This window comes from Arthrobacter sp. StoSoilB5, assembly GCF_019977235.1.
Taxonomy (GTDB): domain Bacteria; phylum Actinomycetota; class Actinomycetes; order Actinomycetales; family Micrococcaceae; genus Arthrobacter.
Genome location: NZ_AP024646.1, coordinates 994904 through 1020853, shown reverse-complemented (window position 1 = coordinate 1020853; position 25950 = coordinate 994904). Strand labels below are relative to the sequence as shown.

Genomic DNA, 25950 nt, shown 5'->3' with positions numbered 1-25950 from the left:
GTGTGAATGCGGCTGCAGCCTGGCACCGGGATCAGAGAACGGGTTTCCGGTGAATGTGGCGCCCACGTGATCACAATTGGGGGGATGAGTGGTGGCGGGCTGTTGGGGACCGCCCCCACTCAGCCTTTTTAACCACCCTTTCTTCAGGCCTCCAAGCCATCCCTGCCGGGAATCCGCAGTGGCCCGTGGCTAAGATGGCTCCATGACCAGCCTTCGCTCCCGCCGTTCTCTTTTCGCCGCTACCCTGGCCGCCGCCGCCCTTGCACTCTCTGCCTGCGGTGGCGGTTCCACTCCAGCCCAGTCCGGTGGCGATACATCCTTGTCCGATGTGAAATCCAAAGGCGAACTCGTCATCGCAACGGAAGGAACCTACCGCCCGTTCAGCTTCCACGCCGAGGGCGCTGGTGAATTGACCGGCTACGACGTTGAGATTGCCAAAGCCGTGGCTGAAAAGCTGGGCGTGAAGGCGAGCTTCCAAGAAACGCAGTTCGACGGCATTTTTGCTGGCCTGGACGCCAAGCGGTTCGATACCATCGCCAACCAGATCTCCATCAATACCGAGCGCAAAGCCAAGTACGAGTTCTCCAAGCCCTACACAGTCTCTACCGGGGTTGTGGTGACCAAGAAGGACAATTCCAGCATCAACAGCTTCGCTGACCTCAAGGGCAAGACCACAGCGCAGTCACTGACCAGCAACTTCTACAAAATGGCCGTGGAGGCCGGCGCCAACGTTCAGGCAGTTGAAGGCTGGGCCCAGTCCGCCACCCTCGTACAACAGGGACGCGTGGACGCAACGGTGAACGACAAACTCACCTACCTGGACTACGCGAAAACCACCCCGGATTCCGGTTTGAAGGTGGCCGCCGAAGCGCCGGACAAGACCGAGAGCGCCCTGGTGTTCCGAAAGGGTTCAATAGAACTGACCAAGGCTGTAGACAAGGCCCTTGATGACCTCCGGGCAGATGGAACCCTGACTAAGATCTCCGAAAAGTACTTCGGCGCGGATGTCACCAAATAAATGAACTGGGACCTCATTTGGAGTTCCTTCGGGCCGATCATCACAGGTGCAGTAACGGGCACCATCCCCCTCACCCTGGCTTCCTTTGCTTTTGGCCTGGTGCTGGCCTTGGTGGTGGCGCTGCTGCGGCTGAGTTCCAATTGGCTGATATCAGGCATTGGCCGCTTCTACGTTTCGGTTATCCGTGGCACTCCCCTGCTGGTGCAGCTTTTCGTGATTTTCTTCGGCCTGCCCAGCATTGGCATCCGGCTGGATCCGTGGCCGAGCGCCATCATCGCGTTCTCGTTGAACGTGGGTGGCTACGCCGCGGAGATCATCCGGGCGGCGATTCTTTCCGTGCCCAAGGGACAGTGGGAAGCCGGCCATACAATCGGCATGTCCCACGCCCAAACCCTGGTGCGCATCATCCTTCCGCAAGCGGCCCGCGTGTCCGTTCCACCGTTGTCCAACACCTTCATTTCCCTGGTTAAGGACACCTCGCTCGCTTCCCTCATCCTGGTCACTGAGCTCTTCCGCAACGCGCAGCAGATCGCTGCGTTCAGCCAGGAGTTCATGGCCCTGTACCTGCAGGCAGCCCTGGTCTATTGGGTCATCTGCCTGGTCCTTTCCACCGCGCAATCCGCCGTGGAGAGGAGATTGGACCGCTATGTCGCCCACTAATGCACCTCAACCGAACGAGCCCCGCGTCACGTCGGTGCTCAAAGCCCGGAACCTCGCGAAGGCCTTCGGCAGCAACGTGGTGCTGCGCGACATCGACATCAACATCCTGCGCGGGCAGGTGGTGGCCCTGATCGGGCCTTCGGGTTCGGGCAAGACCACGGTTTTGCGCTCGCTCAACGGCCTTGAAATCCCCGACGCCGGTACCGTGACCTTTGGGGGAACCGGCCGTGACGGAGATGGGCTCTCGATCGATTTCGGCGCCAAAGTGGGCAAGAAAGATCTCGCAGCGCTCCGGGACCGCAGTGCCATGGTTTTCCAGCACTACAACTTGTTCCCGCATATGACCGTACTGAAGAACATCATTGAAGGTCCGGTCCAGGTCCAGAAGCGCCCCAAAGCAGAGGCCATCGCCGAAGCCGAACGTTTGCTGGAGCGCGTGGGCCTGGCTGACAAACGGGACGCCTACCCGTTCGAGCTCTCAGGCGGACAGCAGCAGCGCGTGGGCATCGTCCGTGCCCTGGCGCTCAAGCCCCAGCTCCTCTTGTTCGACGAGCCCACCTCGGCCCTGGATCCCGAACTCGTTGGAGACGTCCTGGGCGTCATCAAGGAACTCGCCGAAGAGGGCTGGACCATGGTGATCGTGACCCATGAGTTGGCCTTCGCCCAGCATGTGGCGGATGAGGTCATCTTCATGGACGGCGGAGTGGTAGTGGAACGGGGTCCTGCTGCCGAGGTGCTGCGCGCACCCAGGCAGGAACGGACCAAGCTGTTCGTGAAGCGGCTGCAACACGACGTCTGAGGGCTCTTGGCGCGGGCTTGCGTTCTTTAGCGGGCGAAGCGCAACGTGACCAGCTGGAACGGGCGCAGGACCAGCTCCGCACAGTCGTGCCCCACAACCACTCCAGGGGCCTCTACCGGCCGTTCCAGCAGGTCCGTCGCCAGGACGCCATGCGCGTCAAAGTTTGCCCTTACAACACCGGCTGAGCGTTGTCCAAGAGATTCATAAAGGCGCACAATGACGTCTCCGGAACCATCCTCCGCCAGTTTCACGGCTTCCACCACCAAGGCAGGGTTGGAAACGGCCAGCAGGGGTTCCACTGGCCTGCCGCCGCTGACGTAGCGCGGCTTCAGGTTGGTGCGGTAGCCCTCCTCCACGGCATCCCCGATTTCCGCTCCAGGCCTGATGGACAGTTCAAGTGTGTGTTCGCCTCGGTCGGCTTCAGGGTCCGGGAACCTGGCGGAGCGCAACAGCGAGACGCGGATGGTCGTCGTCGTTCCGCCATCGCCGCGGATCGCCCTGGTGACGTCGTGTCCGTAGCTGGAGGAGTTGCTGACGGCCACGCCATAGCCGGGCTCGGCAACGTGGATCCAGCGATGGGCGCAGATCTCGAACTTGGCGGCGTCCCATGACGTGTTGGTGTGGGTGGGCCGGAACACATGGCCGAACTGCGTCTCCGACGCCGAACGGTCAGCCCAGACGTCCAGCGGGAAGGCGATCTTCAGCATCTTTTCGCGTTCCTGCCAGTCAACTGTGGTGGCGATCCCCAGCGACTCCGCGCCGGCGTCGAGCGTTATCCGCTGCGTAATGGTGGAGGCACCAATCGAACGCTTGACCACCACAACGGCGCCTGCCGCCGTGCGCTCAAGGTGGATCGCTTCGGCTTGGGTCACCTTGGTGACGTTGCGCCGGTAGAACTCCTCGATATCCCAGGCGTCCCATTCGTTCGGAGTATCCCTGAACAGCTCAAGCAGGTTGCCGGGCTCGCCGGGTGCCATCGCCTCACGGCCAGTGGCATGGTCAGTGAGTGAGGTCAACAAGCCATCACGGTCCACGGCAGCCCGGATGATTCCATTGTCCAGGATGTAACCGCCATCCTTTTCGCTGGCGTCAACAACTGCCTCCGGCTTCACGGCTTCCGCGGCGGCGAGTGCGGGCACGCCGCTACGCTTGTGCGGGGCGGCATTGAGCAGGAACTGCCTGTCTCCGTGGCCGACGAGTGCCTGGGTGGCCCCGGCGATGATGGCCTCGAGATCGTGGGCGATAGCGTCATAGTTCCGCTCGGCGTCCTGGTGGACCCATGCGATGGAACTGCCCGGCAGGATGTCGTGGAATTGCTGCAGGAGGACCAGCCGCCAGAGGCGCTTGAGCTCCACCTCCGGATAGGCGTAGGAATCGCCCAGGCGTACGGCCGCGGTGGAGCACCACAGTTCTGCTTCACGCAGGAGGTGCTCGCTGCGCCGGTTGCCGCGCTTGGTCTTCGCCTGGCTGGTGTACGTTCCACGGTGCATCTCCAGGTACATCTCGCCCACCCAGACCGGGAGGTTGCGGTACTCGGCTTCGGCCGCGGTGAAGAAGTCCTTGGCCGTACCCATACGGACCTTGGGCGAACCTTCAAGATCTGCGGTGCGGCGTGCGGCGGCCACCATCTCACGCGTTGGACCGCCACCGCCATCGCCATAGCCGAAGGGAACAAGTGACATGGTTCCGCGGCCGTGCTCACGGTAGTTGCGCTCCGCATGCGCAAGCTCGCGGGCGTGGAGCTCCGCGTTGTACGTGTCCACGGGCGGGAAGTGGGTGAACAACCGGGTGCCGTCAATGCCTTCCCAGCTGAAGGTGTGGTGCGGCATCAGGTTCACCTTGTTCCAGGAAATCTTCTGCGTAAGGAACCATCGCAAACCTGCCGATTTGACGATCTGTGGCAGTGCTCCCGAGTAGCCAAAGGAATCGGGCAGCCAGGCCTCCTGGCATTCAACGTCGAATTCCTTCAGGAAGAAACTCTTGCCTTCCACGAACTGGCGCGCCATGGCCTCGCCGCCGGGCATGTTGGTATCAGATTCAACCCACATGCCACCAACGGGCACGAACTGCCCCGCCCTGACCTTTTCCCGGATGCGGACAAAGAGCTCAGGGAAGAATTCCTTGATCCAGGCCATTTGCTGGGCCGAGGAACATGAGAAGACGAAGTCAGGGTCCTCGTCCATGAGGGCCACGACGTTGGAGAAGGTTCGCGCACACTTGCGGATGGTTTCACGAACAGGCCACAACCATGCGGAGTCGATGTGCGCATGGCCGGTTGCCAGGAGTTGGTGGGCCGAAGCGTAGGCGGGCCGGCTAAGTACTTCGGCCAGTGCCTCGCGGCCGGCAGCAGCCGTTCCCGCGACGTCGTCCGGATCCATGACGTCCAGCATCCGCTCCAGGGCACGCAGGATTTCGTGGCGCCGCGGCAGCTCCATGGGGAGTTCGTGCATGAGCCCGCTCAGGGTCCACACGTCCTGGTTGAGTTCCCACACCGTTTCGTTGAGTTCGGCAATGGCAATCCTGCCCAGACGATACCGGGGTTCCTCTCCCGACGTCGCCTTGTCCCCCAACGGAGTGGGCACGAATGACCAACCTTGCGCCACGTCCGGATTGGCCGCAGCCTCCACATAGAAATCCACGGACAATCCGCCACCGAGCAGCTTCAGCGGAACATGGTAGTTGCGCGGTGATATCGCCTTGATGATGCCGGCATCGGCGCGCCAGGCGGTGCCTTCACATTGGAACCCCGGAACGTCGCTGTTGAAGCCCAGGTCCACGATGATTTCCACCGCCGTCCCCTCGGCAGAACCCCAGCCTTCTGGAACTTCGCCCTGCAGCCGGAGCCATTTAGTGCTCCACGGCTTGCCCCAAGGCGCGCCCGGCTCCTGGGGCGTAAACAGCTGGCGGATGGCCTCGGCTGCGGGCACGGGTTCCCCAGGCGCGTCCCAGCTGCTGAGCTGCAGTGGAACGGACCTGCCATAGATGGCCGGAAGAAGGCGTTCCCGAACGAATCGATCGAGACGCTGTTCAGTGATCCGGCGGTCGTCGTGCAATTAAATCCCCTTCGGCATTGGCTGGTGGCAAAGCGTCATGGCCGGCGGGCCAGCCGGCACTTCATGGACGACATTATTCGAGGACACAGCGATTCCAATCGATGGATAAAATCTACGTCGTTCCAGCTCAATAGCCAAGTGATCGAGGACTATCCGCAGCGAATGGGCGCTTAGCCAGCCTGTTCCCCTGCGATCCTGTCCCTCCCTGCGTACACGTTCAGGCTCGCTCCGCGGCTGAAGCCCACCAGCGTGATGCCTGTTTCGTCGGCGAGCTCGGCAGCGAGGCTGGACGGGGCGCTGACGGCTGCAAGGACGGGAATTCCCGCCATGGCAGCTTTCTGGACAAGCTCGAAAGATGCCCGCCCGGATACCTGAAGAACCGTTCCCGCCAGCGGAAGCTTGCCGGCCCGCAAAGCCCAGCCAACCACTTTGTCCACAGCGTTATGGCGACCCACGTCTTCCCGCAGGCACAGCAGCTCGGAAGTACCGTCGTCGTGAATCCTGAAAAGGCCCGCGGCGTGGACGCCGCCCGTCTTGGCGAAGACCGCCTGGGCCTCGCGCAACCTATCCGGGAGCTCGGCCAGCGCCCTCACGGGGACGGTGACGTCGTCGTCCGCGGGACTGTGCCGCGAGGACTTCCTGACGGCGTCGATCGAGTCGGTGCCGCAAATGCCGCAGGAGCTTGAGGTGTAGACGTTACGGCCTGTCTCCGGACGCTCGACGTCGGGACGCAGCTGGGCATCCACCACGTTGAAGGTCTGTACGCCATTCTCGTCCTCCCCCGCGCAGAAGCGCTCCGAGACCAGTTGCCCCGGCTCCCAGATGATGCCCTCCGAGACAAGGAAACCCGCCACCAGATCGAAGTCGTCTCCGGGGGTCCTCATCGTCACCGAGAACGACATATCGCCGAGTCGGATCTCAAGGGGTTCCTCCACCGCGAGGACGTCTTCCTTGTACCGGACAGGGTGTTCCAGGGCCTGGGGCGATCCGTCCAGGACGAACTTGTGCAGCTTCCGGCGCTGGGTCACGCGTCCCATGTCAGGATCCGCTCTCCTCGGGGTGTTTTACGAACCGCACCGTCATCGCCTTATAGCCGGGCGTGTTGGATTCACGGGCCACCAGCTCACGGTGCACCAGGGCGTTGGCTTCCGGGAAGTATGCGGCAGCGCAGCCCTTTGCCGTGGGGTATGCGATCAGCCGGAACTTATTGGCCCGCCGCTCGCTACCGGCAAACGTGGAAATGACATCCACCAGGTCACGGTCCTTGAAGCCGAGGCCAGCCAGGTCTTCCTCATGGACCAGGATCACCCTGCGGGCATCGGAGACTCCGCGGTAGCGGTCATCAAGGCCATAGAACGTCGTGTTGTATTGGTCGTGGCTGCGCACCGTCTGCAGGATCAAGTGGCCCTCCGGCGCTTCGAGGTACTCCAGCGGGCTTACGGAGAATCGTGCCTTGCCGATGTCCGTTGCGAAGGTACGCGTGTCCCGCGGCGGGTTCGGCAGGACAAAACCGTTCTTGGTGCGGACCCTGGCATTGAAGTCCTCGAACCCCGGGATAACCCGAGAGATGTGGTCCCGGATCACGTCATAGTCCTCTGCCATTGCCCGCCAGTCCACGCTGTGGTCATCGCCCAGGACTGCCTGGGCCATGCGGGCAACGATCACGGGTTCGCTCAGCAAGTGCTCGGAGACGGGGCTCAGCCTGCCCTGAGTCTTATGGATGACCGACATTGAGTCCTCCACCGAGAGGAACTGCTTGCCCTTGGGGTGTTTGTCGTCGGTGTCCGTGCGTCCAAGCGTGGGCAGGATCAGGGATGTCTTCCCGTGCACCACGTGGGCACGGTTGGGTTTGGTGGAGATATGCACAGTCAGGCCAGCGGTCTTGAGGCCGGCTTCCAAGGCCGCAGTGTCAGAACCGGCCGCAGCGAAGTTTCCGCCCATGGACACAAAGACATCCACCTCCCCCTTTTCCAAGGCGTGCTGGGTCTCCACGGAGTCATATCCATGCTCGCGAGGCATCCGGAATCCAAACTCCTTGTCCAGCGCGGTAAGGAAGGGTTCGCGTGGCTTCTCCCAGATACCCATGGTGCGATCACCCTGGACGTTCGAGTGGCCACGCACGGGGCATGCGCCGGCTCCCCGCTTGCCGAAGTTGCCTTGGAGCAGGAGCAGGTTGATGATCTCCTTCAACGTGTCCACGGAGTGCGGCTGTTGAGTCAAGCCAAGTGCCCAGCAAATGATGGTTGCCTTGGACTTGGCCATCAGCCCTGCCACAGTAACGATTTCCTCGCGTGCCAAGCCTGTTGCCCGCTCGGTTTCGTCCCAGTCCAGCTGGGAGCGTGCCTGGGCGTACGCTTCGAAACCTTCGGTCTGCTTGCCGATGAACGACTTATCGACCACCGTCCCCGGGTTCCGTTTCTCCTCCTCCAGGAGCAGGTGGCCCAGCGCCTGGAACAGCGCGAGGTCCCCACCTACTTTGATCTTGAGGAACTCGTCCGCGATGGTGGTCCCGCCGCCGATCACGCCGTTGAGGGACTGGGGGTCCTTGAAGTTCAGCAGCCCGGCTTCCGGAAGCGGGTTTACGGCGACGATCTTTCCGCCGTTGTTCTTGCAGTCACGCAAAGCGGACAGCATGCGGGGGTGATTGGTTCCTGGATTCTGGCCCACCACGAGCACCAGTTCGGCGTGGTGGATGTCTTCCAGCGAAACCGTTCCCTTGCCGATCCCGATGGTCGGGTTCAGCGCACTGCCCGATGATTCGTGGCACATGTTGGAGCAATCCGGCAGGTTGTTGGTGCCGAGGCTGCGGGCGAACAATTGGTACATGAAGGCGGTCTCGTTGGCCGTCCGGCCGGAGGTGTAGAACACGCAACGATCGGGCGTGGTGGCATTGACATGCTCCCCGATCAAGGCGAAGGCGTCGGTCCAGTTGATAGAGGAATAGTGCGTATCCCCGGGCTTGAGGACTACGGGCTCGGAGATCCGCCCTTGGCTCCCCAACCAGTATTCGGTCTTGTCCTCAAGATCGGCGATGGAATGTTGTGCCCAGAATTCCGCCCCCACCGTCCGCGTGGTGCTTTCCTCAGCAATTGCCTTGGCGCCGTTCTCGCAGAATTCCGCGGGACTGCGCCGTCCCGTGATGGATTCCGGCCAGGCGCAGCCAGGGCAATCAAAGCCATCGTGCTGGTTGACCCGGAGCATCGAACGGACCGTGCGGGCTACTCCCGCCTGGGCGTAGCCCCTTTCAAGGGCGACAGTGACAGCCTTGAGGCCTGCCGCGGCTCGCTTGGGCGGGTGGATTTGCAGGTCATCTTCATTGATGTCCTGTTCGGGAGCATGCCTATTCATGAGTCCATCATTGCAAGCCGGGGCACCCAGTTACCACCTGCGTCCAGCCGGGGAGCCTCAGGCCTCCAGCGCACTCCAGTCAACGGGACCCGAAGGGGCCTTCTTTTGTTGCCGCGCCGGCGCCTTTCGTGGTTTTCCCTCAGCCCCTTTGGGCGTGGGCAATGGTTTACCCCACGGCAAAGGAAACGCCGGGACCAACTCGCCCATCTGGACGCCGTGTGGTGGCACCACCATGACGCCATCTGCTCCTGCCAGCCCACGCATCATCCCGGGCCCCGTGTGCTGCGCGGGCGATGCCAATCCATAGACCAGCTTGAAGGGCATCAGGCGCGTACGTCCAGGATCGGCGTCGATCATTGCACCGCTGGGAACCTCGCCAACTTCTTCCAGCTTCCCGTGCCCGAGCGCGGCCAGCAGCGGGCCGCCGACGGTGAACAGCGCCATCATGGCTGCCAGCGGATTCCCGGGCAGGCCCAGGACAAACCGTCCGTCCGGAAGTTCTGCCAACACCGCCGGGTGCCCTGGGCGCATGGCAATGCCGTCGATCACCAGCCTGCCGCCCAGTTCAGCCACGGCCCTCCTGAAATGGTCCGTCCCCGAGCGTCCGGTCCCGCCCGTAGTAATAACGACGTCGGCCGGCGGCTCTGCTGCGGCGAATGGTTCTGTGGGTTCAGGCTCGGTGTCCTGCAAGGCGGCCAGCCAGTCGTCGTAGTTGTCTCCCACCTTGAGTTGCTCCCCTGCGATGCCACCCAGGAGCTCGACGACGGCTCCGAGCTGAGGCCCAAAGGTGTCACGGACCTTGCCCGGCTCGGGAACCCCCTGGGTCACCACCTCCGACCCCGTCAAAAGGAACCGCACCAAGGGCTTGCCCAGCACTTCCAGCTCATCAAGGCCGGCCAGGGCAGCCAAGGCAATGTGCGCAGGATTCAGGATGGTCCCGGCTTTAAGCAGCACATCCCCTTCAGCTGCTTCTTCTGCAGCCTTGCGGATGTGCTGGCCGTTGCGTGGCTCCCCGGGCTTGGCTGCCCCGCCGAGCGCAAGGACCGGAAGGTCGTCGTCGTCCGTAGTGATGACGCCGCTCTCAGTGCGCAGAACCGCTTTGGCACCTGGTGGAATGAGTCCGCCAGTGACGATGGGGCTCGCCTGATGGGGAGCAAGCCTGTGGCCTGGCTCGATGAGAATCCATGGACCGGTTCCATTGACGGCCCAGCCGTCCATGGCGGAGGACGCATAGTGTGGCATGTCCTGTATGGCGAGTGCGTCCGAGGCAAGCGTCCGTCCCAAGGCCGCCTTCAGTGGTACCGGACTTGCCGGGATAAGAGCAGCGACGTCGAAAGCGCGCTGCCGGGCCTCATGCCATGTATGTGCCGCGTGGTGGCCCTGTCCGGGGGCCTCGGTCATTCTGCCTCTGTCCCGGGCTCCAGGTATTGCTTGGCAACCTGGCGGGCCAGATCAAGGGCAGCGCTCATGGCGGTGTCGTCCGCGGCCTGTCCGATCCCCCTGGCCATTCCAGCCGCATAACCGGCAATGAACGTCGTCAGGGGCGCTGCAGGCCGCACCACGGAGTGGGCGGCAACACCCGCCACCGCAAGGACTTCATTGATGTCCACTTCAACGCCCTCGAGCTCAAAGGCCTGCAACAGTGTGCGGCACCATTCCTCGAGCGTCTCTTCCTGGCTCTTCACGTCCGCCTCCTGCTCGTTGTATATGCCCAGGGCCGCTGCGTCCTCCCACGTGTCCACATCATCCGTGGACCCTTCGGGGACGCTAACGGCCAGCAGGTTCAGCCTAGCAAGCAGCCGGAACACTGGAGAGTTCGTTAACCCCGAAGCTTCCGAAGCTACGGCAATTTCCCTTTCCAAAGCCCGGGTGCTGTACACCCCCAGGAGAGGCTGTTGCCGGCCATCGGCTGAGACTGCCATGGCGCCTTCCACCTCCGGATGCTGCCGCAATGCTTCCCAGAGGGGCACGATGCCCCGGGAAGCGTGCGGCATGTCGCATGCCAGGACGAGTGTCCACGGCGCTTGCCCTCCTGCCTGGTGGATGGCCGCCAGGCCGGCAGCCATCGCGGCGGCAGGGCCTGCGAAGGCCGGTTCCTCCCGGGCGGTAAGAACTCCCTCAGGCAGGACGCCGATACCGGGAGTGTCTGGACCAACCACCACCACGGCGGAAGCACCCTGCGCCGCCTGCAGGGCATGCGAAAGGAGGCTGGCGCCGTCGAACGTTAATCCGGGCTTGGGCACGCCACCGAGGCGGGTGGCCCTGCCACCCGCCAGGATCACGGCGTTGAACTCCATCCGCCCAGAGTACCCGGACGGCGGGAGGACAACAGAAATCGATCAGGCGGCGGATTCCGGCAAGAGGAACGGGTCCCAGTCCGGCGCAGGTTTTTCGAGTTCTTTGATCTGCCACATGGTTCCTGTGGGCACACCGGGCGTGAAACGCAGTTTCCAACCCATCTCGGCGAGCGTGTGGTCACTCTTGGCGTTGTTGCATTTCAAGCACGCCGCAACCAGGTTTTCCCAGGAATCCGCGCCGCCCCTGGATTTGGGGTGGACGTGGTCTATGGTGTGCGCTGTTTTCCCGCAATAGGCGCAGCGATGGCTGTCGCGGCGAAGGACGCCGCGTCGGCTCACCGCGGTGATCCTGTTGTACCGGGGACGGATGTAGCGATTGAGAAGGATCACGGAAGGTCTTCCGAGAATCTCCTGTGGCCCGACGACAGGCTCGTCGCCTTCGGCCACTACGCTAGCTTTTCCAGTCAGCACAAGGACCAGCGCCCGGCGGAAGGTTACTACCGCCAGCGGTTCATATCCAGCATTCAGAACGAGTGTGCGCATGCACGTACCTCTTCACGGCCGCACCCGTCAGGGGCACGAGGGCCGGCTGCCCTCTGCTTGTACGGGCTGTGGATCGACAACACAAGGGTAAGCACTTATATGCCGTATCAACGAATTTTTCTGCCGTTTCGGCCGTGGTGTTGGCAAAAGTTCATGCACGGGACACCTTTTTGAGGCTAACCGACGGTGGTTAAAGCAGAACACCCCGCTGGCCTAAGCCTTGCGGGGTGTTCCGTGGAGTGTTTGATCAGCCGTTGACGCGGATGAAAACGGGGCCGGAGCCAACGTTCACGCTGAACAGTGCCGTAGTGGATCCGTTCCATCCACCGTGGACTGCCATGCCGTTGCCGACGTAAACAGCGATATGCGCCATTCCGCCGTAGCCACCGTTGGCGTAGTAGGCGAGGTCGCCGGGCTGGGCTTCAGCTGCACTGACCGTGCGGCCGAGGGAGAGGTAGCCGGCCGGCCAGTCGTGGAAGTGAATGCCGACGGCGGCCAGCGAGTTGGTCACCAGCATGGTGCAGTCCTGCGTGACGCCAAGCTGTGCGTAGGCCGCTGCGGCAATAGCTGCACCGAGACCACTGGAGGCCGCGGGCGCCTTGGCTGCGGGGGCAGTGTTGACTGCCAGAGTGGCGTTGCCGCCAGCAGCCGGCGCAGATTCCTTGGCCGGGGCCTTCTCGACCACAGGAGCGGGTGCTTCCACCGTGGTGACCACGGGGCGCTCGTAGGAGATGGCAACGCTCGAGTCGGCAGCAATGGTGGCCTGGGCAACCGTCTGCACGTCAAGGGCGGACGCGGATGTAGATTCGCGCTGGACATTGGTGTCCGCAGCATTTGCAGCCACGCCGCTGGTCAGGACAAGGCCCGATGCAGCTGCGATCACTGCTGCCTGACGGCCAACGCCACCGGCGTTGTCGCTGACAGCCTTTGCGATGACGGCAAGTGAGCTGGTCTTGGGGGCCTCAGCTCGATGCCGTGCAACCTTGTTTGCACTGGTCATGATTACTCTCTTTTCGTATCCGCGCACGCTGGGGTCGCACGCGGGTTATGGGCGGCCAGCACATGGGGGGCATGCTGGCTTACCCCGAATGGGATTTTCCTAGCGGAGGGTGAAGAACGAGGATGTGCCGGTGGAGGCCACGGAGTGCAGCAGGGTGCCCTGGCTGGGGTTCAGCGCGCTGATCATCATGCCGTTGCCGACGTAGATGCCAACATGGGCTCCGCCGTTCTGCATGACGAGGTCGCCGGGAGCTGGCGTGCTGGTGGGCGTCATGACCGTCCAGGCATTGACGCGGGGGATGCTGATGCCGGCCTGGGCGTAAACCCACTGGGTGAATCCGGAGCAGTCCCAACCATTGGGGGAAGTGCCGCCCCAAACGTAGGGGTGGCCGATGCCGGTGTAGGCAATGGCTGCGAGTCCGGAGGCTGCCGCGCTGGAAGCGGAATCCTTGGCCGTGGAGGACAGGGCAGAGAGTGCGCCGTTCGCCTGGCTATCGCTAGTCTGCGTGCGCTGGGAGGCCCGCTGAACCTTGGGGGCTTCCTTGGTGGCCACTACCGGGCTCTCGAAGGAAACGGTTGCGGTGGGCTCGGCGGTGACAACTGCGGTGGCTACCAACTGCTGGGTGCTGGAGCTTTCCGACTTGGAAACGTCGGTATCTGCGGCCTGGGCCGGGAGTCCGACGCTGAGAACGAGTCCAGAGGCTGCGGCCAGAACGGCGGCTTGGCGGCCTACGGTGCCTGCATTGGTTGAGACAGCCTTGGAAAGGTTGTTCAACGGGTTCGTACGAACCAATTCGGCGCGATGGCGCGCAGGGGTAGTGCGTGATGACACGAAGGTAGCCTCTCCCAATGCCTGCGAGGTGAGCTGTCGGATTCGGATGGGAGTCATCCGGCCGCGCGGCTTCCGGGAAGCTTTTGCGACTTAACCCCAAGGCCTTCTGATTCGAAGACCAAAATTGGTTCCCCCGCCCCTGCCAGACGATTTTTGCGAACGGACCTTGAGTGGTGGCAGAGCTAGGCAATCCACCCAAGTGCATCGGCCCCCTAAAAAGCCGATGCGCTTTAGACGGTACAACAGATATTCGTGAATGTCACATTCAGGTCACGGGGCGTGTCATCAATGCGAGAGAGCACCATCAACTAGCTCAGAGCCAACCCATGGGATCTACGACCTCGCCATTTACCTGGACCTCAAAATGGAGGTGGCAGCCGGTGGATGCGCCCGTGGTGCCGCTGAGCGCGACGGTATCGCCACGGTTGACGGTCTGGCCCACCTTGACGTTGAAGGACGACAGGTGGTTGTACGTGGTCTCGAGGCCGTTGCCGTGATCAACCACTACGCGGTTGCCTCCGCCATACTCATGCCAGCCCGCGAACGTGACCTTGCCTGCGGCTGCGGCGTGAACAGCGGTACCGCACTGGGCCACGAAGTCCTGGCCACGGTGGAAGTCACCCGTGCCGCCGGTGAGCGGGCTGACGCGATAGCCAAAGGGCGACGCCGTGACCAACTTGTCCAGTGGACTGCCCAAGGTGCCAAGTGAGGAGGCGCGCTGGATGCTGCCCGCAGACTGCGCGCTCAGCAGCTGCTTGAGCTTGCCGTCAGGATCGGCTGCGGTGGCGACCGCTGCGCGGCTGAAATCGATTTTGGCAGACGCTGCCGCAGAAACCTCGGGCTGGCTGCCACCGGGCACGGTCAGGGCCGCCTCAGTCTGACCGGACTCGGATGTGGCCATGACGGGGCTTGTGGCCGGCAGACCTACAGTCAGGGCAAGTCCGGTGGCGGCAAGCGCAACTCCGGCTTTCTGCCCGACACCACTGGCTGCGGCGAAGTCGGCTACCTGGCGCAATGGGCTCTTGCGGCGGCGCACCTGACGCGGGGTGTCGCGTGGCCGGATCTCCATTGCGGCGCGGGCTGGCCGCAGCTCAGCAGCGGGGCCGGACGCGCGGCGGCGACCCCTGACGTTCTGCGATGTCAAACTCTGTTCCTCTCTAGAAAGCCTGCGAAGTTAGCTGTCGGATTCGGGTCAGAGAGTTCAAAGACCCGGTCCGCACGAAGCGCAAACGGCACACAGGTATCCCAAGGAGGACTTGCGTTAGTAGGCACTTCTGCTGCGGACTTCACCCCAAGGCTGCTTCTTTAGGCAGCCGCTTGTGGTTCCCCCGCCTCTGCCAGTAGTTGATGACACACCTGATCCGCTGGCAGAGCTCGGCTCCAGATCAGGTAACGCTTTGGTATCGGCGCTAGTAGATAACTATAGGCGATTAAAGTCCGCAGTAATAAATTCGTTATCTTTCGAAACACCGTGTTGTGGCGTGGCTCCATACCATCAATCGCGGAAACCCGCAGGTCACACGCGCGCCAAAGACCCCAACGTGAGATCTGACACGCCGGAAAGTCAGCTAACGGCGACGAAGACGTGCGCGGCTACCTCGGGAGGCAGCTCAAGCGCTCCTTCAATGCCGGGAACGCGAACAGAGATGTACTCCCCCACCCTCTCCAAGGAGACGGTGGCGCCGGGACGAATCCCGCCTTCATCAAGCTGGGTGAGGAGTTCCGGCTCAACCTGGATGGGCTCAGCGAGTCGGCTGACGACTACGCGTGAATCGGCGGCGTACCCGTCCATCGCGTGCAGCAGGTTGACGTCCAGGCGTGCAAGGGGCTGGCCGGCGAGGCCGCCAAGTGCCTCCAGACCCGGGATGGGGTTGCCATACGGCGACTCGGTGGGATGTTCCAACAACTCATACAACCGCCGCTCCACACGTTCGCTCATGACGTGCTCCCAGCGACATGCCTCGTCATGGACATACGCCCAGTCGAGACCAATGACGTCCGCCAGAAGCCTCTCGGCAAGGCGGTGCTTTCGCATGACTTCAGTGGCCCGCTTGCGTCCGACCTCGGTCAGCTCCAGGTGACGGTCGTTGGACACAATCACCAGGCCGTCGCGCTCCATGCGTCCGATGGTCTGGGAAACTGTGGGTCCCGAATGGCGCAAACGCTCGGCAATACGTGCGCGAAGAGCCACGATGTTCTCTTCTTCAAGCTCCAAAATGGTCCGAAGATACATCTCAGTGGTATCGATCAGATCCGTCATCCAGCTCAGCTCTCCTCGAACGCATTTGTTGCGTAATCTCCACCGTACCGCGTCCCAGCCAAGGTGGACGGTGTGCAATCGACACCTCAGGAACGCCAACCCTAGCCTAGCTTATTTGGAATTACTCTGGATAATGTTTCCGCGGGCACGAATGCCCGTAGTCGTTCAGGCATTCCACGTGGCGGACTATGACAACCGCAGATTCCTGAGCGCGGGCCCGGTCAGGCAGAATGATGGAGTCGAAGGGGCAGCCGATGCCACCTGCCACCTCCCCTCTCTAACCGATACCCATTGGAGCCACACGTGAGCGACAACAGCATCACTATTCCCGCCGACCTGCTGCCCAAGGACGGACGCTTCGGCGCAGGACCCTCCAAGGTCCGCCCGGAACAGGTCCAGGCCTTGTCCGCCGCATCGACCACCATTCTTGGCACATCCCACCGTCAGGCGCCCGTCAAGAACCTGGTGGGCTCGGTCCGCGAAGGACTCAGCCAGTTCTTCCGCGCACCTGAGGGCTACGAGGTTGTCCTCGGCGTCGGCGGCTCCACCGCTTTCTGGGACGTAGCGACTTTCGGCCTGGTTGAGAAAAAGGCCCAGCACCTTTCCTTCGGCGAGTTCGGTTCCAAGTTTGCGGCGGCCACCAACAAGGCCCCCTTCCTCGATGCATCCTCCATCATCAAGTCCGAGCCCGGCACGCGGCCGTCCCCCCAGGCCGAGGCCGGCGTTGACGTCTACGCGTGGCCCCAGAACGAGACTTCCACGGGTGTTGCCGCCCCGGTCAAGCGTGTAGAAGGCGCCGACGCCGGTTCGCTCGTCCTGGTGGACGCCACCTCAGCCGCTGGCGGGCTGGACGTGGACGTCGCCGAATCGGATGTCTACTACTTCGCCCCGCAGAAGAACTTCGCCTCTGATGGCGGCCTGTGGCTGGGCCTGTTCTCCCCCGCAGCCCTGGAGCGCGCCGCGCGCATCAAGGCAAGCGATCGCTGGATCCCGGACTTCCTGGACCTGCAGACCGCAATCGAGAACTCCAAGCTGAACCAGACGTACAACACGCCTTCGCTGTCCACGCTGCTGACGTTGGATGCGCAAGTGCAGTGGCTCAACAGCAACGGTGGAATGGACTTCGCCAGCAAGCGCACGGCGGACTCGGCCAGCCGCATCTACTCCTGGGCCGAGGCCTCCGAGTACGCCACACCGTTCGTCGCCAAGGCTGAGGAGCGCTCCAACGTCATCGCCACCATCGACTTCGATGACTCCATTGACGCAGCGGCGATTGCCAAGATCCTGCGCGCCAACGGCGTGGTGGACACTGAGCCCTACCGCAAGCTCGGACGTAACCAGCTCCGCATCGCCACCTTCGTGGCAATCGAACCTGACGACGTCTCAGCCCTGCTCGCCAGCATCGACTACGTCGTGAGCGAACTGAAGAAGTAGAACGTACGACGTAACTGCCGCGGTTTTCCGCGCAAGGGCAGGTGCCGGCGTCGTCTGGGTTATTCCCGGACGGCGCCGCTGCCGTTAATCGACTGGCCGTTACTCGCCTGGGTTAGCAGATTCGGGAGAGTCATCGGCAGCAACGTCGGCTTCAACTGCGTCATCGTCTTCATCGGATTCAGCGGCATCCGATGCTTCGGCGGCGTCGTCTTCTTCAGCCTGAACGGCTTCCTCCGACACCTCCTCTACCGTCTCCTCCACCAAGGGTGTCTCGTCCTCCGGGCGGACACGCTTTGCCCATGGCACCCATTCCGGGGCCAGGATGGAGTCCTCTGAGGGCAGGAGGCCGAGCTCGCTGACCGTTACGATCTTTGACCGGGAATTGCGGGTGATCACGGCGTACCACTGCCACCCGCCGTACCCTGCAAGCTTCGACTCGAAAAGGTGCGTGACTACGCGATCGCCCTCGGACTTTGCGCCGATGTGGGCACCAACCTCGCCGGGGTTCGCGATGGTCTCCACCGCTTCCCTTGCCACGTCGACGGCGGCGGCCAGGAACGCATCCGGCTTGCCGGTGCGCCACACGGGGATGCCGGCCCGCGGCTTCGCTGGGACCGGCTTCCGCGCAGGGGTATCCCCGATGACAGGAATGTCGGCGGCAGTGACGGCCCCAGGGCTGGCCTGCGCGTCCCTTCCGGACTTTGTATCCTGTGCGGATTCCGATGTCATGGCGGTTCCTAGGCTTCCAGCTCGTCGGCAACCTTGCGCAGCGCCATGCCGATGGCCTTGGCCTTGTTGCCTTCCGGGTACTTACCGGACGACAAAGTACCGGACAAGTTATCCAGCACGGTCACGAGGTCCTGTACCAAAGGCGCCAGGTCCTTGGCGTTCATGCGCTTGGCCTTGGCGATGGAGGGCGTCTTGTCCAGGACCCGCAGGCCCAATGCCTGGGCACCGCGACGGCCATCGGCCACGCCAAACTCCACGCGGGTACCGGCTTTGAGCTCGGTTACGCCTGCGGGCAGCGACGTCTTGGGCAGGAATACTTCCTGGCCGTCTTCAGCCGCGAGGAATCCGAAGCCTTTTTCCTTGTCATACCACTTGACCTTGCCGGTGGGCACGTAATCAACCTTCTTCGTTCTTGCTTTGGAGACACGTCGCGCCGCCACCGCATCCACAGGGATCTGCGGGATCGAGGGAGACAGCACGGTCCGTGTTGGTCTGTTAGTTCAAGGTTATCCTGCCGGACCACCTATTCCCGCTTTGCGGCGCCTTTGCTGCGCCGTTGCTGCACCGTTCCTGAGACATAAGCGAGCCAATAGCCCATGGGCCTACGTCATGTTGCCCGGCTGCTAGCGTTAGGCGCATGACTTCCCCGGGTTACCGCCGCCCCCTCATGATTGTTGCCGCCGTGATCGCCGTCGTTTCCTTGGCCGCCGTCGGCGCAGTTATGGCTATCGCCTTCAATGGTGGAGTGGCACCCGTGTGGATCACATCCACGGCGCTTTATGGGCTGCCGGTTGCCTTTATGCTCGCTGTGGTCCTGGTGCTGGATGCCGTTCGTCAACGGCGCCGGCAGTAGTGAATCAAGCGCCCGTCACAAGCGAATCAACCGGGGCGGCTTTGCCCTGCCCACACATCAGCGGCCCGGTGGCGGTAACGTTGGATTGATGTCCCTTATTCGCGCGCTCAGCAAGGAACTGGAAGCGCGCAGCGACAATTCGCTGCGGGCCTTGTTTGCCGCGCGGCCTGACCTGATTTCCCCCATGGCGCCGGACTTCGCCGCACTGGCGGCCCGGGCCAGCGCACGTGTCAGCGTGCAACGGGCGTTGGAGCGCCTGACGAAACCTGAAATGCAGGTGTTGGAAACACTCCATTTGTGTACCAACGCCGATACTGGCCACAGTGTTTCCGCCGCCGGCCTCAAGAAAGTCATTGCGGGTTCCACCCTGTCAGCGCTGGAACCGATCCTCGCCAAACTTCAGGAGTTGGCCCTGGTCCACCGGGCCGATCCCCCTGCAGCGTCAAATTCACAATCCAATTCCAGGCAACGGTTCTACCTTCCAGTAGGAAGCCTGAAGGACGTGATCGGCATCTATCCGGCTGGCCTGGGCCGAAGCTACACCGAGTTGGTCAGGCTGCAGCCGGCTTTCGCCCAACGCGTGGTTCAGCTCGTAGCCGAGCTCCACCAATACGGCCTGGATATCCACCCCGCAAGCACGCCCATGGATGCTGCCTTGTCCCTGCAGCGCTGGACCTCAAGTCCAGAGAATGTACGCGCCATCCTGGCGACGGCACCCACAAGGACTGTCGGCCTGCTGGACAAGTTCGGCAGTTGGGCCATGGGCGCTGTGCCCCAAGCTCAACGGCGGGCCTCCGTGACCCACGAAAGCGCCGACGTCGGGCCTATCGACTGGCTCCTGGCGCGCGGCCTGCTGGTCCCCTTGGATGCCGGCCACGTCGAATTGCCGCACAGCGTTGGGATCGCCCTGCGCGGTGGCGCGATCGTGGACGACTTCACCCTGAGCCCTCCGGTTCCGGAACTCGGCCACACAAGTGCTGCCCTGAGGCGCAACGCGGCGATGGGCGCCATCGCCGAGACCCTGCGGCTAACCGGCGACATACTGTTTGCAGTGCGCGAGCAGCCACTGGCAACCCTTCGGAGCGGCGGCGTGGGCGTGCGTGAGCTGCGGCGCCTTGCCGAGTCCATCCGGTGCGGCGTCCACGAAACTGCCATCCTGTTGGAGTTCTGCGCGCTGGCCGGCCTGGTACGGCTGGACGTGGACAGTTCCACGTGGATCCAACCGCCCTCCCTGGAATGGCTCTCTTTGCCACGGCAGGAACAGTGGCTGTGGCTGGTGAACGCATGGTTGGCCAGCGAGCGCGCACCGTCGATGGTGGGGCAGCCACTCCCGGGATCGACCCCTGGCTCGCCATCCCATCAGGGTTCGGCGGGCAGCACCATTAATGCATTGTCAGCGGAGGCTCAAAGGCCGGACGCCCCAGTGGTCCGTCGCAGGATCCTGGAAATCCTGAATGAATTGACGGTGGAGGCGGCCGCTCCCGATGGCAAGGCGCCGGTCCTGGACGCGCGTGCCGTGCTGCAACGTGCGGAATGGACGCAGCCGCGCATGTCCCGCCGGTTCAGTTCGCTGGTCCGGGGGATCCTCGAGGAAGCCACGCTGCTTGGCTTGATGGGGTCCGGGGCCTTCACGCAACTGGGTTCGGCTGTCGCGCTCGGCCATCCGGAGGAGGCCCTGACCCTCCTCGGTGAGCACCTGCCGGCGGCAGTCAACCACATCCTCCTTCAAGCGGACCTCACTGCCGTAGCGCCCGGTTATCTCGCTCCCGAACTCAGCGCAACGCTGCTGCTCATGGCCGACGCCGAGGGCCAGGGCCCGGCGTCGATCTACCGTTTTTCCACGGAGACCATCCGCAGGGCGCTCGACGCCGGCCAGGATGCGGAATCGCTCTTGGCCTTCCTCCGTGAGCACTCAGCCACGGATGTGCCGCAACCGCTCGCTTACCTTGTGCAGGACACGGCGTCCCGGCATGGGCGTTTGCGCATCGGTTCCAGTGCCAGCTTCATCCAGAGCGACGACGAATCCGCCATCGCTGATTTGTTGCAGGAGGCCCGGACGTCAGCACTGAGCTTGGTGCGGATCGCCCCCACAGTACTGACGTCCTCTGCCAGCCCCCGCGAGACGGCGCGTGTACTGCGCGAGCTGGGACTTTCGCCTGCCGTGCAGGACGCGGAGCCCGCCGTCGTTCGCTTCAAACGCACAACGGCAGTGCCCGGCAGCGCGCGTCCGGTCTATACGGCGCCGCGAACGGCACCACCGGACGACGACGTCGAGGCTCAACTTTCAGTCCTGCGGCAGCATCGTGGCGTCCCGGCTGATGCGGCGGGCGAAGCATCCACGCAGCTTGGCCTGGAAACGCTGCAGAAGGCCATCCGGCTCAAACAGGCGGTCACCATGAACGTGGTGGACAGCCTGGGGAATGCGAACACCGAAACCGTGGTGCCCGTCTCCGTCTCCGGTGGCCGCGTCAGGGTCTTCGACCCCGGTAAGGAAACGGAACGCGTGCTGTCCATCCATCGGATCATCGATGTGGAACCTGCCGTAGACCGGCAGACGTGAAACCGGCACACATGAGAACTGCACCAGTAGGCACGGCGCGCCTGGAAACATCGCGCTTGGAAACGACGCGTTTGGAAACTGCGCAAGTGAGGATTCGAGAGTGACCGACGGTCCCCTGATCGTACAAAGCGACAAAACCATTCTCTTGGAAGTCGACCACGAGCTCGCTACCGAGGCCAGGCATGCCATTGCGGCATTTGCTGAACTTGAGCGGGCGCCGGAGCACATGCACAGCTACCGGCTGACGCCTCTTGGGCTCTGGAACGCCCGTGCCGCAGGTCTCGACGCCGAGCAGGTGTTGGATACGCTGCTGAAGTACTCCCGTTTCCCGGTGCCCCATGCATTATTGATCGATATCGAAGAGACCATGTCCCGCTACGGCAGGCTTCGCCTCGAAAAGGATCCACAGCACGGTTTGGTGATGCGTACCGACGACTACCCCGTGCTCGAGGAAGTCATCCGCGCCAAGAAGATCGCCCCACTGCTTGGGCCCAGGATCGATGGTGAGACTGTGGTGGTTCATTCCTCGCAGCGAGGCCAGCTCAAGCAGCTGCTCCTCAAGTTGGGGTGGCCGGCTGAGGACCTTGCCGGGTACGTCAACGGGCAGCCCCACCTGATCATGCTCGACGAAACAGGCTGGCAGCTGCGCCCCTACCAGAAGCTGGCCACGGAGAACTTCTGGGCCGGCGGCAGCGGCGTCGTCGTTCTTCCGTGTGGTGCGGGAAAGACCCTGGTGGGCGCGGCCGCCATGGCCACATCCTCCACTACAACACTGATCCTGGTGACCAACACGGTTTCGGCACGCCAGTGGAAGGACGAACTGCTCAAGCGGACGTCCCTGACTGAAGATGAGATCGGCGAATATTCCGGTGCGGTCAAGGAAGTCCGGCCCGTCACCATCGCCACCTACCAGGTGCTCACCACCAAACGCGGAGGACTTTACCCGCACCTTGAACTGGTGGACGGCCACGACTGGGGCCTGATCATCTATGACGAGGTGCACTTGCTGCCCGCCCCGATCTTCCGCATGACTGCGGACCTCCAGGCCCGGCGGAGGCTCGGCCTGACGGCCACGCTGGTGCGGGAGGATGGCCGGGAAGGCGAAGTCTTCAGCTTGATCGGACCCAAACGTTACGACGCTCCATGGAAGGACATAGAAGCGCAAGGCTACATCGCACCCGCGGACTGCGTGGAGGTCCGCGTGGATCTACCCCGCGACGAGCGCGTGGCTTATGCCATGGCTGATGACGCTGACAAATACCGGCTGTGTGCAACCTCCGAGACGAAAACCCAACTGGTAGAGCAGCTCGTGGCGGCGCACAAGGGTGAGCAACTACTGGTCATCGGCCAGTACATTGACCAACTGGACGAGATCGCAGAGCGGCTGGATGCTCCCCTGATCAAAGGGGAAACCACAGTGAAAGCCCGGCAGAAACTCTTTGATGCCTTCCGTAAGGGCGAGATCCAGACCCTCGTGGTGTCCAAAGTGGCCAACTTCTCCATCGACCTTCCCGAGGCTTCAGTCGCCATCCAGGTTTCGGGTTCCTTCGGATCCCGGCAGGAGGAGGCGCAACGCCTGGGCCGCCTGCTTAGGCCCAAGCAAGACGGCCGTTCAGCCCGTTTCTACTCCCTTGTGGCCCGCGACACCTTGGACCAGGACTTCGCGGCCAAGCGCCAGCGGTTCCTGGCTGAACAGGGCTATGCCTACCGGATCATGGACGCCAAGGACGTGGGTAAAGACGCTCCCGCAGACGAATAATCGTCAGGGCATTGCTATTTATCTCCAGCAATTTTAGGATTCCAAGTGAAGCTCTCCGCCCTTTAGGGTTGCCCTTGGTCCAGGCAGCCTGGCGGCCAGTCGTCGGTATTGGGGGAAGCCCGCAGCCAGGGTGCCGACGATTCGAAGGCCTTGAAGAATCTGTGATTTCTTACCAGAGGACTCCTTATGCGTAAAACCCTCCTGGTCCTGTCGGCGATTATCCTGCTATCAGGACTTGCCCAGCTCTTTTTCGCCGGCTACTTCCATTTTCAAAACACTATTGAAGCCCAGCACGAAGCGGGCGTTTATCACGTAATGAACGGCCAATATGTGCTGCGTTATTCGGCGTTGCTGGCTGTGATCGTTGCGGCTATTGCCAAGGCCGGATCCCGGACCATCTGGCTCGCCGCCGGAATCTTCCTTATGACATGGGTGCAGCTGTTCATCTTTATCATCGGCGGCATGCTCACTGGCTCATCGGAGGACTTCATCACGCCCTCCGGCTCGTGGGTGGCTTCCATTCACCCCATCACGGGCCTGCTGATCATCTTCATGTCCTACTGGTTGTTCAAACGTGCCCGCGCACTTGCTCTCAATCCCCAGCCCCTTCCACCCAAGGCAGCAGCATCGGATGCTTCCGCCTCGTCCACCGCAGCTTGACCAGCGGCGGCTGTGAATATCTCACAGCTACTGGCCTTGGACCTGGTGCTGGCCATTCTCGCGGCCGGTGCTTGGATTGCCGCGGCCTGGATGGTCATTTCTTCAACAGCTGACAGGAGGCCAGCCAAGCCACGCGGCATGGACTTGGCGCTACTTGTCCTGGGCATGGCCGTTGTGATGACGGCAGCACGCTATGCCTTGCTCCCCGCTTTGGTGGCGGGCAGTTGGTGGTTTGCCAGCGAACGCACAACCATCAGCCTGCCTTTGACCGCCATCCCCGCGGCTTGGGCCGCGATGGCCGGTGTTCCGTACTTGCTGAGGAGGCGGAACACCGGCTCAACACTTGGATCGGATCTACCCCGGGGTGCTGACCGGGCCCCCGCCGCCCGGAGTCATGAATGGGCCGTACTCGCCACGGTTTCAGCCGCGGCCGCGGCTGTTGCATCACTTGCCATCGCCTTCGTTCTCGGACCGTTCCCTGCCCCGTGGACCCTGGCTGTTCTCTTGTTCCTGGTGGCCGGGACTGTGATGATTGCCAGGCTGGCGCTGTTCCCTGTGTTCGGGCGTCCGCCCGCTGCTTCCCGCGGCAGCGTCGCTCCCGGCCGCGGCGGCGCGGTTCGCAGGCGCACGACGGCGGCTGCCGCAGTTGCCGGACTCATGGCCTGCACCGCTTTGGGCTCGGGAGTCTTTGCCTGGCTGGGTAGCCGGTCCGCCGATGGCGCGGTGATTGCGGCCGCCGTCGGCCATCACAATGGTGCCACCGCTGCAACCGTGGTGGACCCAACCCCGGTAACCAGCCTGGTGGGCGACATTCCTGACAATGCCGTGGTCCGGCATTATGAACTCACCGCCCGCACGGAACACGTAACCCTGCCGTCCGGGGAGTCCACCGAGGCATGGACATTTGGCAGCCTACCCGGGCCCGCGATTGAGGCTCAACTGGGCGAGGCCATGGAAGTTGAGCTTAAGAACCGGGACGTTATGGCTGGCGTCACCCTGCATTGGCACGGCTACGACGTCCCCAACGCCATGGACGGTGTGGCTGGGGCAACACAGGACGCCGTCATGCCGGGGCAGTCCATGACCTACCGGTTCATTGCCGCCCAAGCAGGCACGTACTGGTACCACACGCACCAGGACTCAGCCGAAGGTGTCCGCAAGGGCCTCTACGGCACATTCGTCGTACACCACCCCACACAGCCCCGCGCTGATACGGACATTGTGGTGGCGGGGCACGACCTCGGCGGTCTGGGGTTGCTGGGCTCCTCAGACCGTAGCAGTGCGCATGGGGCCATCCCGGGCTCAAGCGTTCGGGTACGCCTCATCAACACTGATTCCCTGCCGCAGCGCTACCTTCTGGACGGAACAGCGTTCAAGGTTGCGGCAGTGGATGGAACGGACGTGAACCAGCCCCAGGAGGTGACCGGGAAGCTGTTGCGACTTGGAGCAGGAGCCAGGATGGACATCGCGTTCACGATGCCCGAATCCGTGGTGACGCTCCGCTCTGACTCCGCGGCCAGCGCCGTCGTCGTGTTTGCCCCGTCCAGCCGTGCTGCCGAAAATGCCGATCCTGCAGCAAATGCCGTGGACGTCGCAGCGAAAGCGGCCGCCGTTCCGGAGAAGGCCCAGCCGGGCGTCTTCGCCACGACGCCCGTCCTGGACCTGTTGGACTACGGCGAACCCGTGGCCGGAATACCGGCAGCCGCAGAAAATGCCCGGGAGGAAGTGCTGGTACTGGACCGGCAATTCCGCTTTGTTGACGGAGTTCCCCGCTACGCCTTTACCGTGAACGGCGCTGCCTATCCCCTGGTGCCATCCATTGAGGTGGCCAAAGGGGAGACGTTGAAAATGACGATAGTAAACCGCACCGCAGAGCCGCATCCCATGCATCCCCATGGACACCACGTTCAAGTTCTCAGCAGGAACGGGGTAGCTCCGAGAGGATCGCCGCTGGTCCTGGACACCGTGGACGTGCTCCCGGGCGATGTATGGGAGGTCCTGTTGAAGGCGGACAACCCGGGCATATGGATGGATCACTGCCACAACCTGGAACACGCTGCAGAGGGAATGATGATGCTGTTGAAGTACGAAGGAGTGTCATCTGACTTCGTACACGGAGGCCATTCCCACAACCGGCCTGAATAGG

General features: G+C 62.9%; 21 protein-coding genes and 2 riboswitches. Of the genes, 9 read left to right on the top strand and 12 right to left on the bottom strand.

What is annotated here, in order from left to right; translation table 11 throughout:
• The first annotated feature begins 202 nt into the window (after positions 1–202).
• Genes LDN75_RS04810 through LDN75_RS04800 form a run of 3 tightly spaced genes read left to right on the top strand, consistent with a single transcriptional unit; the run spans position 203 to position 2477 of the window.
• Positions 203–1018 (top strand): amino acid ABC transporter substrate-binding protein, encoded by an 816-nt coding sequence (locus tag LDN75_RS04810; RefSeq protein WP_223936027.1) that lies wholly within the window; start codon positions 203–205, stop codon positions 1016–1018.
• Positions 1019–1678, top strand: coding sequence for an amino acid ABC transporter permease (locus tag LDN75_RS04805; RefSeq protein ID WP_223936026.1), 660 nt, complete (start codon positions 1019–1021; stop codon positions 1676–1678).
• On the top strand, positions 1665–2477 hold the full coding sequence (locus LDN75_RS04800) for an amino acid ABC transporter ATP-binding protein (protein WP_275959803.1): 813 nt from the start codon (positions 1665–1667) through the stop codon (positions 2475–2477). The genes LDN75_RS04805 and LDN75_RS04800 overlap by 14 nt, the downstream gene beginning before the upstream one ends.
• Before the next feature lie 26 nt (positions 2478–2503).
• Here LDN75_RS04800 and LDN75_RS04795 read toward each other — a convergent pair whose 3' ends face one another.
• From LDN75_RS04795 to LDN75_RS04750, 10 genes are all read right to left on the bottom strand, one after another.
• A complete protein-coding gene (locus tag LDN75_RS04795) occupies positions 2504–5530 on the bottom strand; it encodes a glycoside hydrolase family 38 C-terminal domain-containing protein (protein ID WP_223936025.1) in 3027 nt (1008 codons plus the stop codon).
• A gap of 170 nt (positions 5531–5700) precedes the next feature.
• Positions 5701–6567, bottom strand: a complete 867-nt coding sequence (gene fdhD / locus LDN75_RS04790) for a formate dehydrogenase accessory sulfurtransferase FdhD (protein ID WP_223936024.1) — start codon at positions 6565–6567, stop codon at positions 5701–5703.
• Between the two features lies 1 nt (position 6568).
• Positions 6569–8878: an FdhF/YdeP family oxidoreductase gene (locus LDN75_RS04785; protein WP_223936023.1), complete on the bottom strand. Its 2310-nt coding sequence runs from the start codon at positions 8876–8878 to the stop codon at positions 6569–6571.
• A 57-nt stretch (positions 8879–8935) separates the two neighbouring features.
• Positions 8936–10279, bottom strand: a complete 1344-nt coding sequence (locus LDN75_RS04780) for a molybdopterin molybdotransferase MoeA (RefSeq protein ID WP_223936022.1) — start codon at positions 10277–10279, stop codon at positions 8936–8938.
• The gene (locus LDN75_RS04775) at positions 10276–11175 is read right to left on the bottom strand and encodes an NTP transferase domain-containing protein (protein ID WP_223936021.1); all 900 of its coding nucleotides are present in this window, start codon (positions 11173–11175) and stop codon (positions 10276–10278) included. The genes LDN75_RS04780 and LDN75_RS04775 overlap by 4 nt, the downstream gene beginning before the upstream one ends.
• Before the next feature lie 42 nt (positions 11176–11217).
• On the bottom strand, positions 11218–11718 hold the full coding sequence (locus LDN75_RS04770; protein ID WP_223936020.1) for an HNH endonuclease: 501 nt from the start codon (positions 11716–11718) through the stop codon (positions 11218–11220).
• 247 nt (positions 11719–11965) lie between these two features.
• Entirely contained in the window at positions 11966–12718 is a 753-nt protein-coding gene (locus LDN75_RS04765) for an NlpC/P60 family protein (RefSeq protein ID WP_223936019.1), read from the bottom strand.
• Between the two features lie 99 nt (positions 12719–12817).
• Positions 12818–13549 (bottom strand): C40 family peptidase, encoded by a 732-nt coding sequence (locus LDN75_RS04760; protein WP_263422344.1) that lies wholly within the window; start codon positions 13547–13549, stop codon positions 12818–12820.
• A 4-nt stretch (positions 13550–13553) separates the two neighbouring features.
• Positions 13554–13724: riboswitch (cyclic di-AMP (ydaO/yuaA leader) on the bottom strand.
• Between the two features lie 138 nt (positions 13725–13862).
• Entirely contained in the window at positions 13863–14693 is an 831-nt protein-coding gene (locus LDN75_RS04755) for a M23 family metallopeptidase (protein WP_223936017.1), read from the bottom strand.
• A gap of 4 nt (positions 14694–14697) precedes the next feature.
• Positions 14698–14939, bottom strand: a riboswitch (cyclic di-AMP (ydaO/yuaA leader).
• A 174-nt stretch (positions 14940–15113) separates the two neighbouring features.
• On the bottom strand, positions 15114–15809 hold the full coding sequence (locus tag LDN75_RS04750; RefSeq protein ID WP_223936016.1) for a metal-dependent transcriptional regulator: 696 nt from the start codon (positions 15807–15809) through the stop codon (positions 15114–15116).
• A 303-nt stretch (positions 15810–16112) separates the two neighbouring features.
• On the opposite strand from LDN75_RS04750, the gene serC reads away from it, so the two are divergent.
• Complete coding sequence (gene serC / locus LDN75_RS04745) at positions 16113–17243, top strand: phosphoserine transaminase (protein ID WP_223936015.1); 1131 nt, start codon at positions 16113–16115, stop codon at positions 17241–17243.
• Between the two features lie 99 nt (positions 17244–17342).
• On the opposite strand, the gene LDN75_RS04740 is transcribed toward serC, so the two are convergent.
• Entirely contained in the window at positions 17343–17972 is a 630-nt protein-coding gene (locus LDN75_RS04740; protein ID WP_223936014.1) for a DUF3027 domain-containing protein, read from the bottom strand.
• 8 nt (positions 17973–17980) lie between these two features.
• Positions 17981–18364 (bottom strand): cold shock domain-containing protein, encoded by a 384-nt coding sequence (locus tag LDN75_RS04735; RefSeq protein WP_216926040.1) that lies wholly within the window; start codon positions 18362–18364, stop codon positions 17981–17983.
• Positions 18365–18609: 245 nt separating this feature from the next.
• Here LDN75_RS04735 and LDN75_RS04730 point away from each other — a divergent pair, with 245 nt between their 5' ends.
• From LDN75_RS04730 to LDN75_RS04710, 5 genes are all read left to right on the top strand, one after another.
• Complete coding sequence (locus LDN75_RS04730; RefSeq protein WP_223936013.1) at positions 18610–18825, top strand: hypothetical protein; 216 nt, start codon at positions 18610–18612, stop codon at positions 18823–18825.
• Between the two features lie 88 nt (positions 18826–18913).
• Positions 18914–21385: a helicase-associated domain-containing protein gene (locus LDN75_RS04725; RefSeq protein WP_223936012.1), complete on the top strand. Its 2472-nt coding sequence runs from the start codon at positions 18914–18916 to the stop codon at positions 21383–21385.
• A 100-nt stretch (positions 21386–21485) separates the two neighbouring features.
• Positions 21486–23144: a DNA repair helicase XPB gene (locus LDN75_RS04720; protein ID WP_223936011.1), complete on the top strand. Its 1659-nt coding sequence runs from the start codon at positions 21486–21488 to the stop codon at positions 23142–23144.
• A gap of 186 nt (positions 23145–23330) precedes the next feature.
• On the top strand, positions 23331–23804 hold the full coding sequence (locus LDN75_RS04715) for a hypothetical protein (protein ID WP_223936010.1): 474 nt from the start codon (positions 23331–23333) through the stop codon (positions 23802–23804).
• Between the two features lie 12 nt (positions 23805–23816).
• A complete protein-coding gene (locus LDN75_RS04710) occupies positions 23817–25949 on the top strand; it encodes a multicopper oxidase family protein (RefSeq protein WP_223936009.1) in 2133 nt (710 codons plus the stop codon).
• The last annotated feature ends 1 nt before the right edge of the window (position 25950 follow it).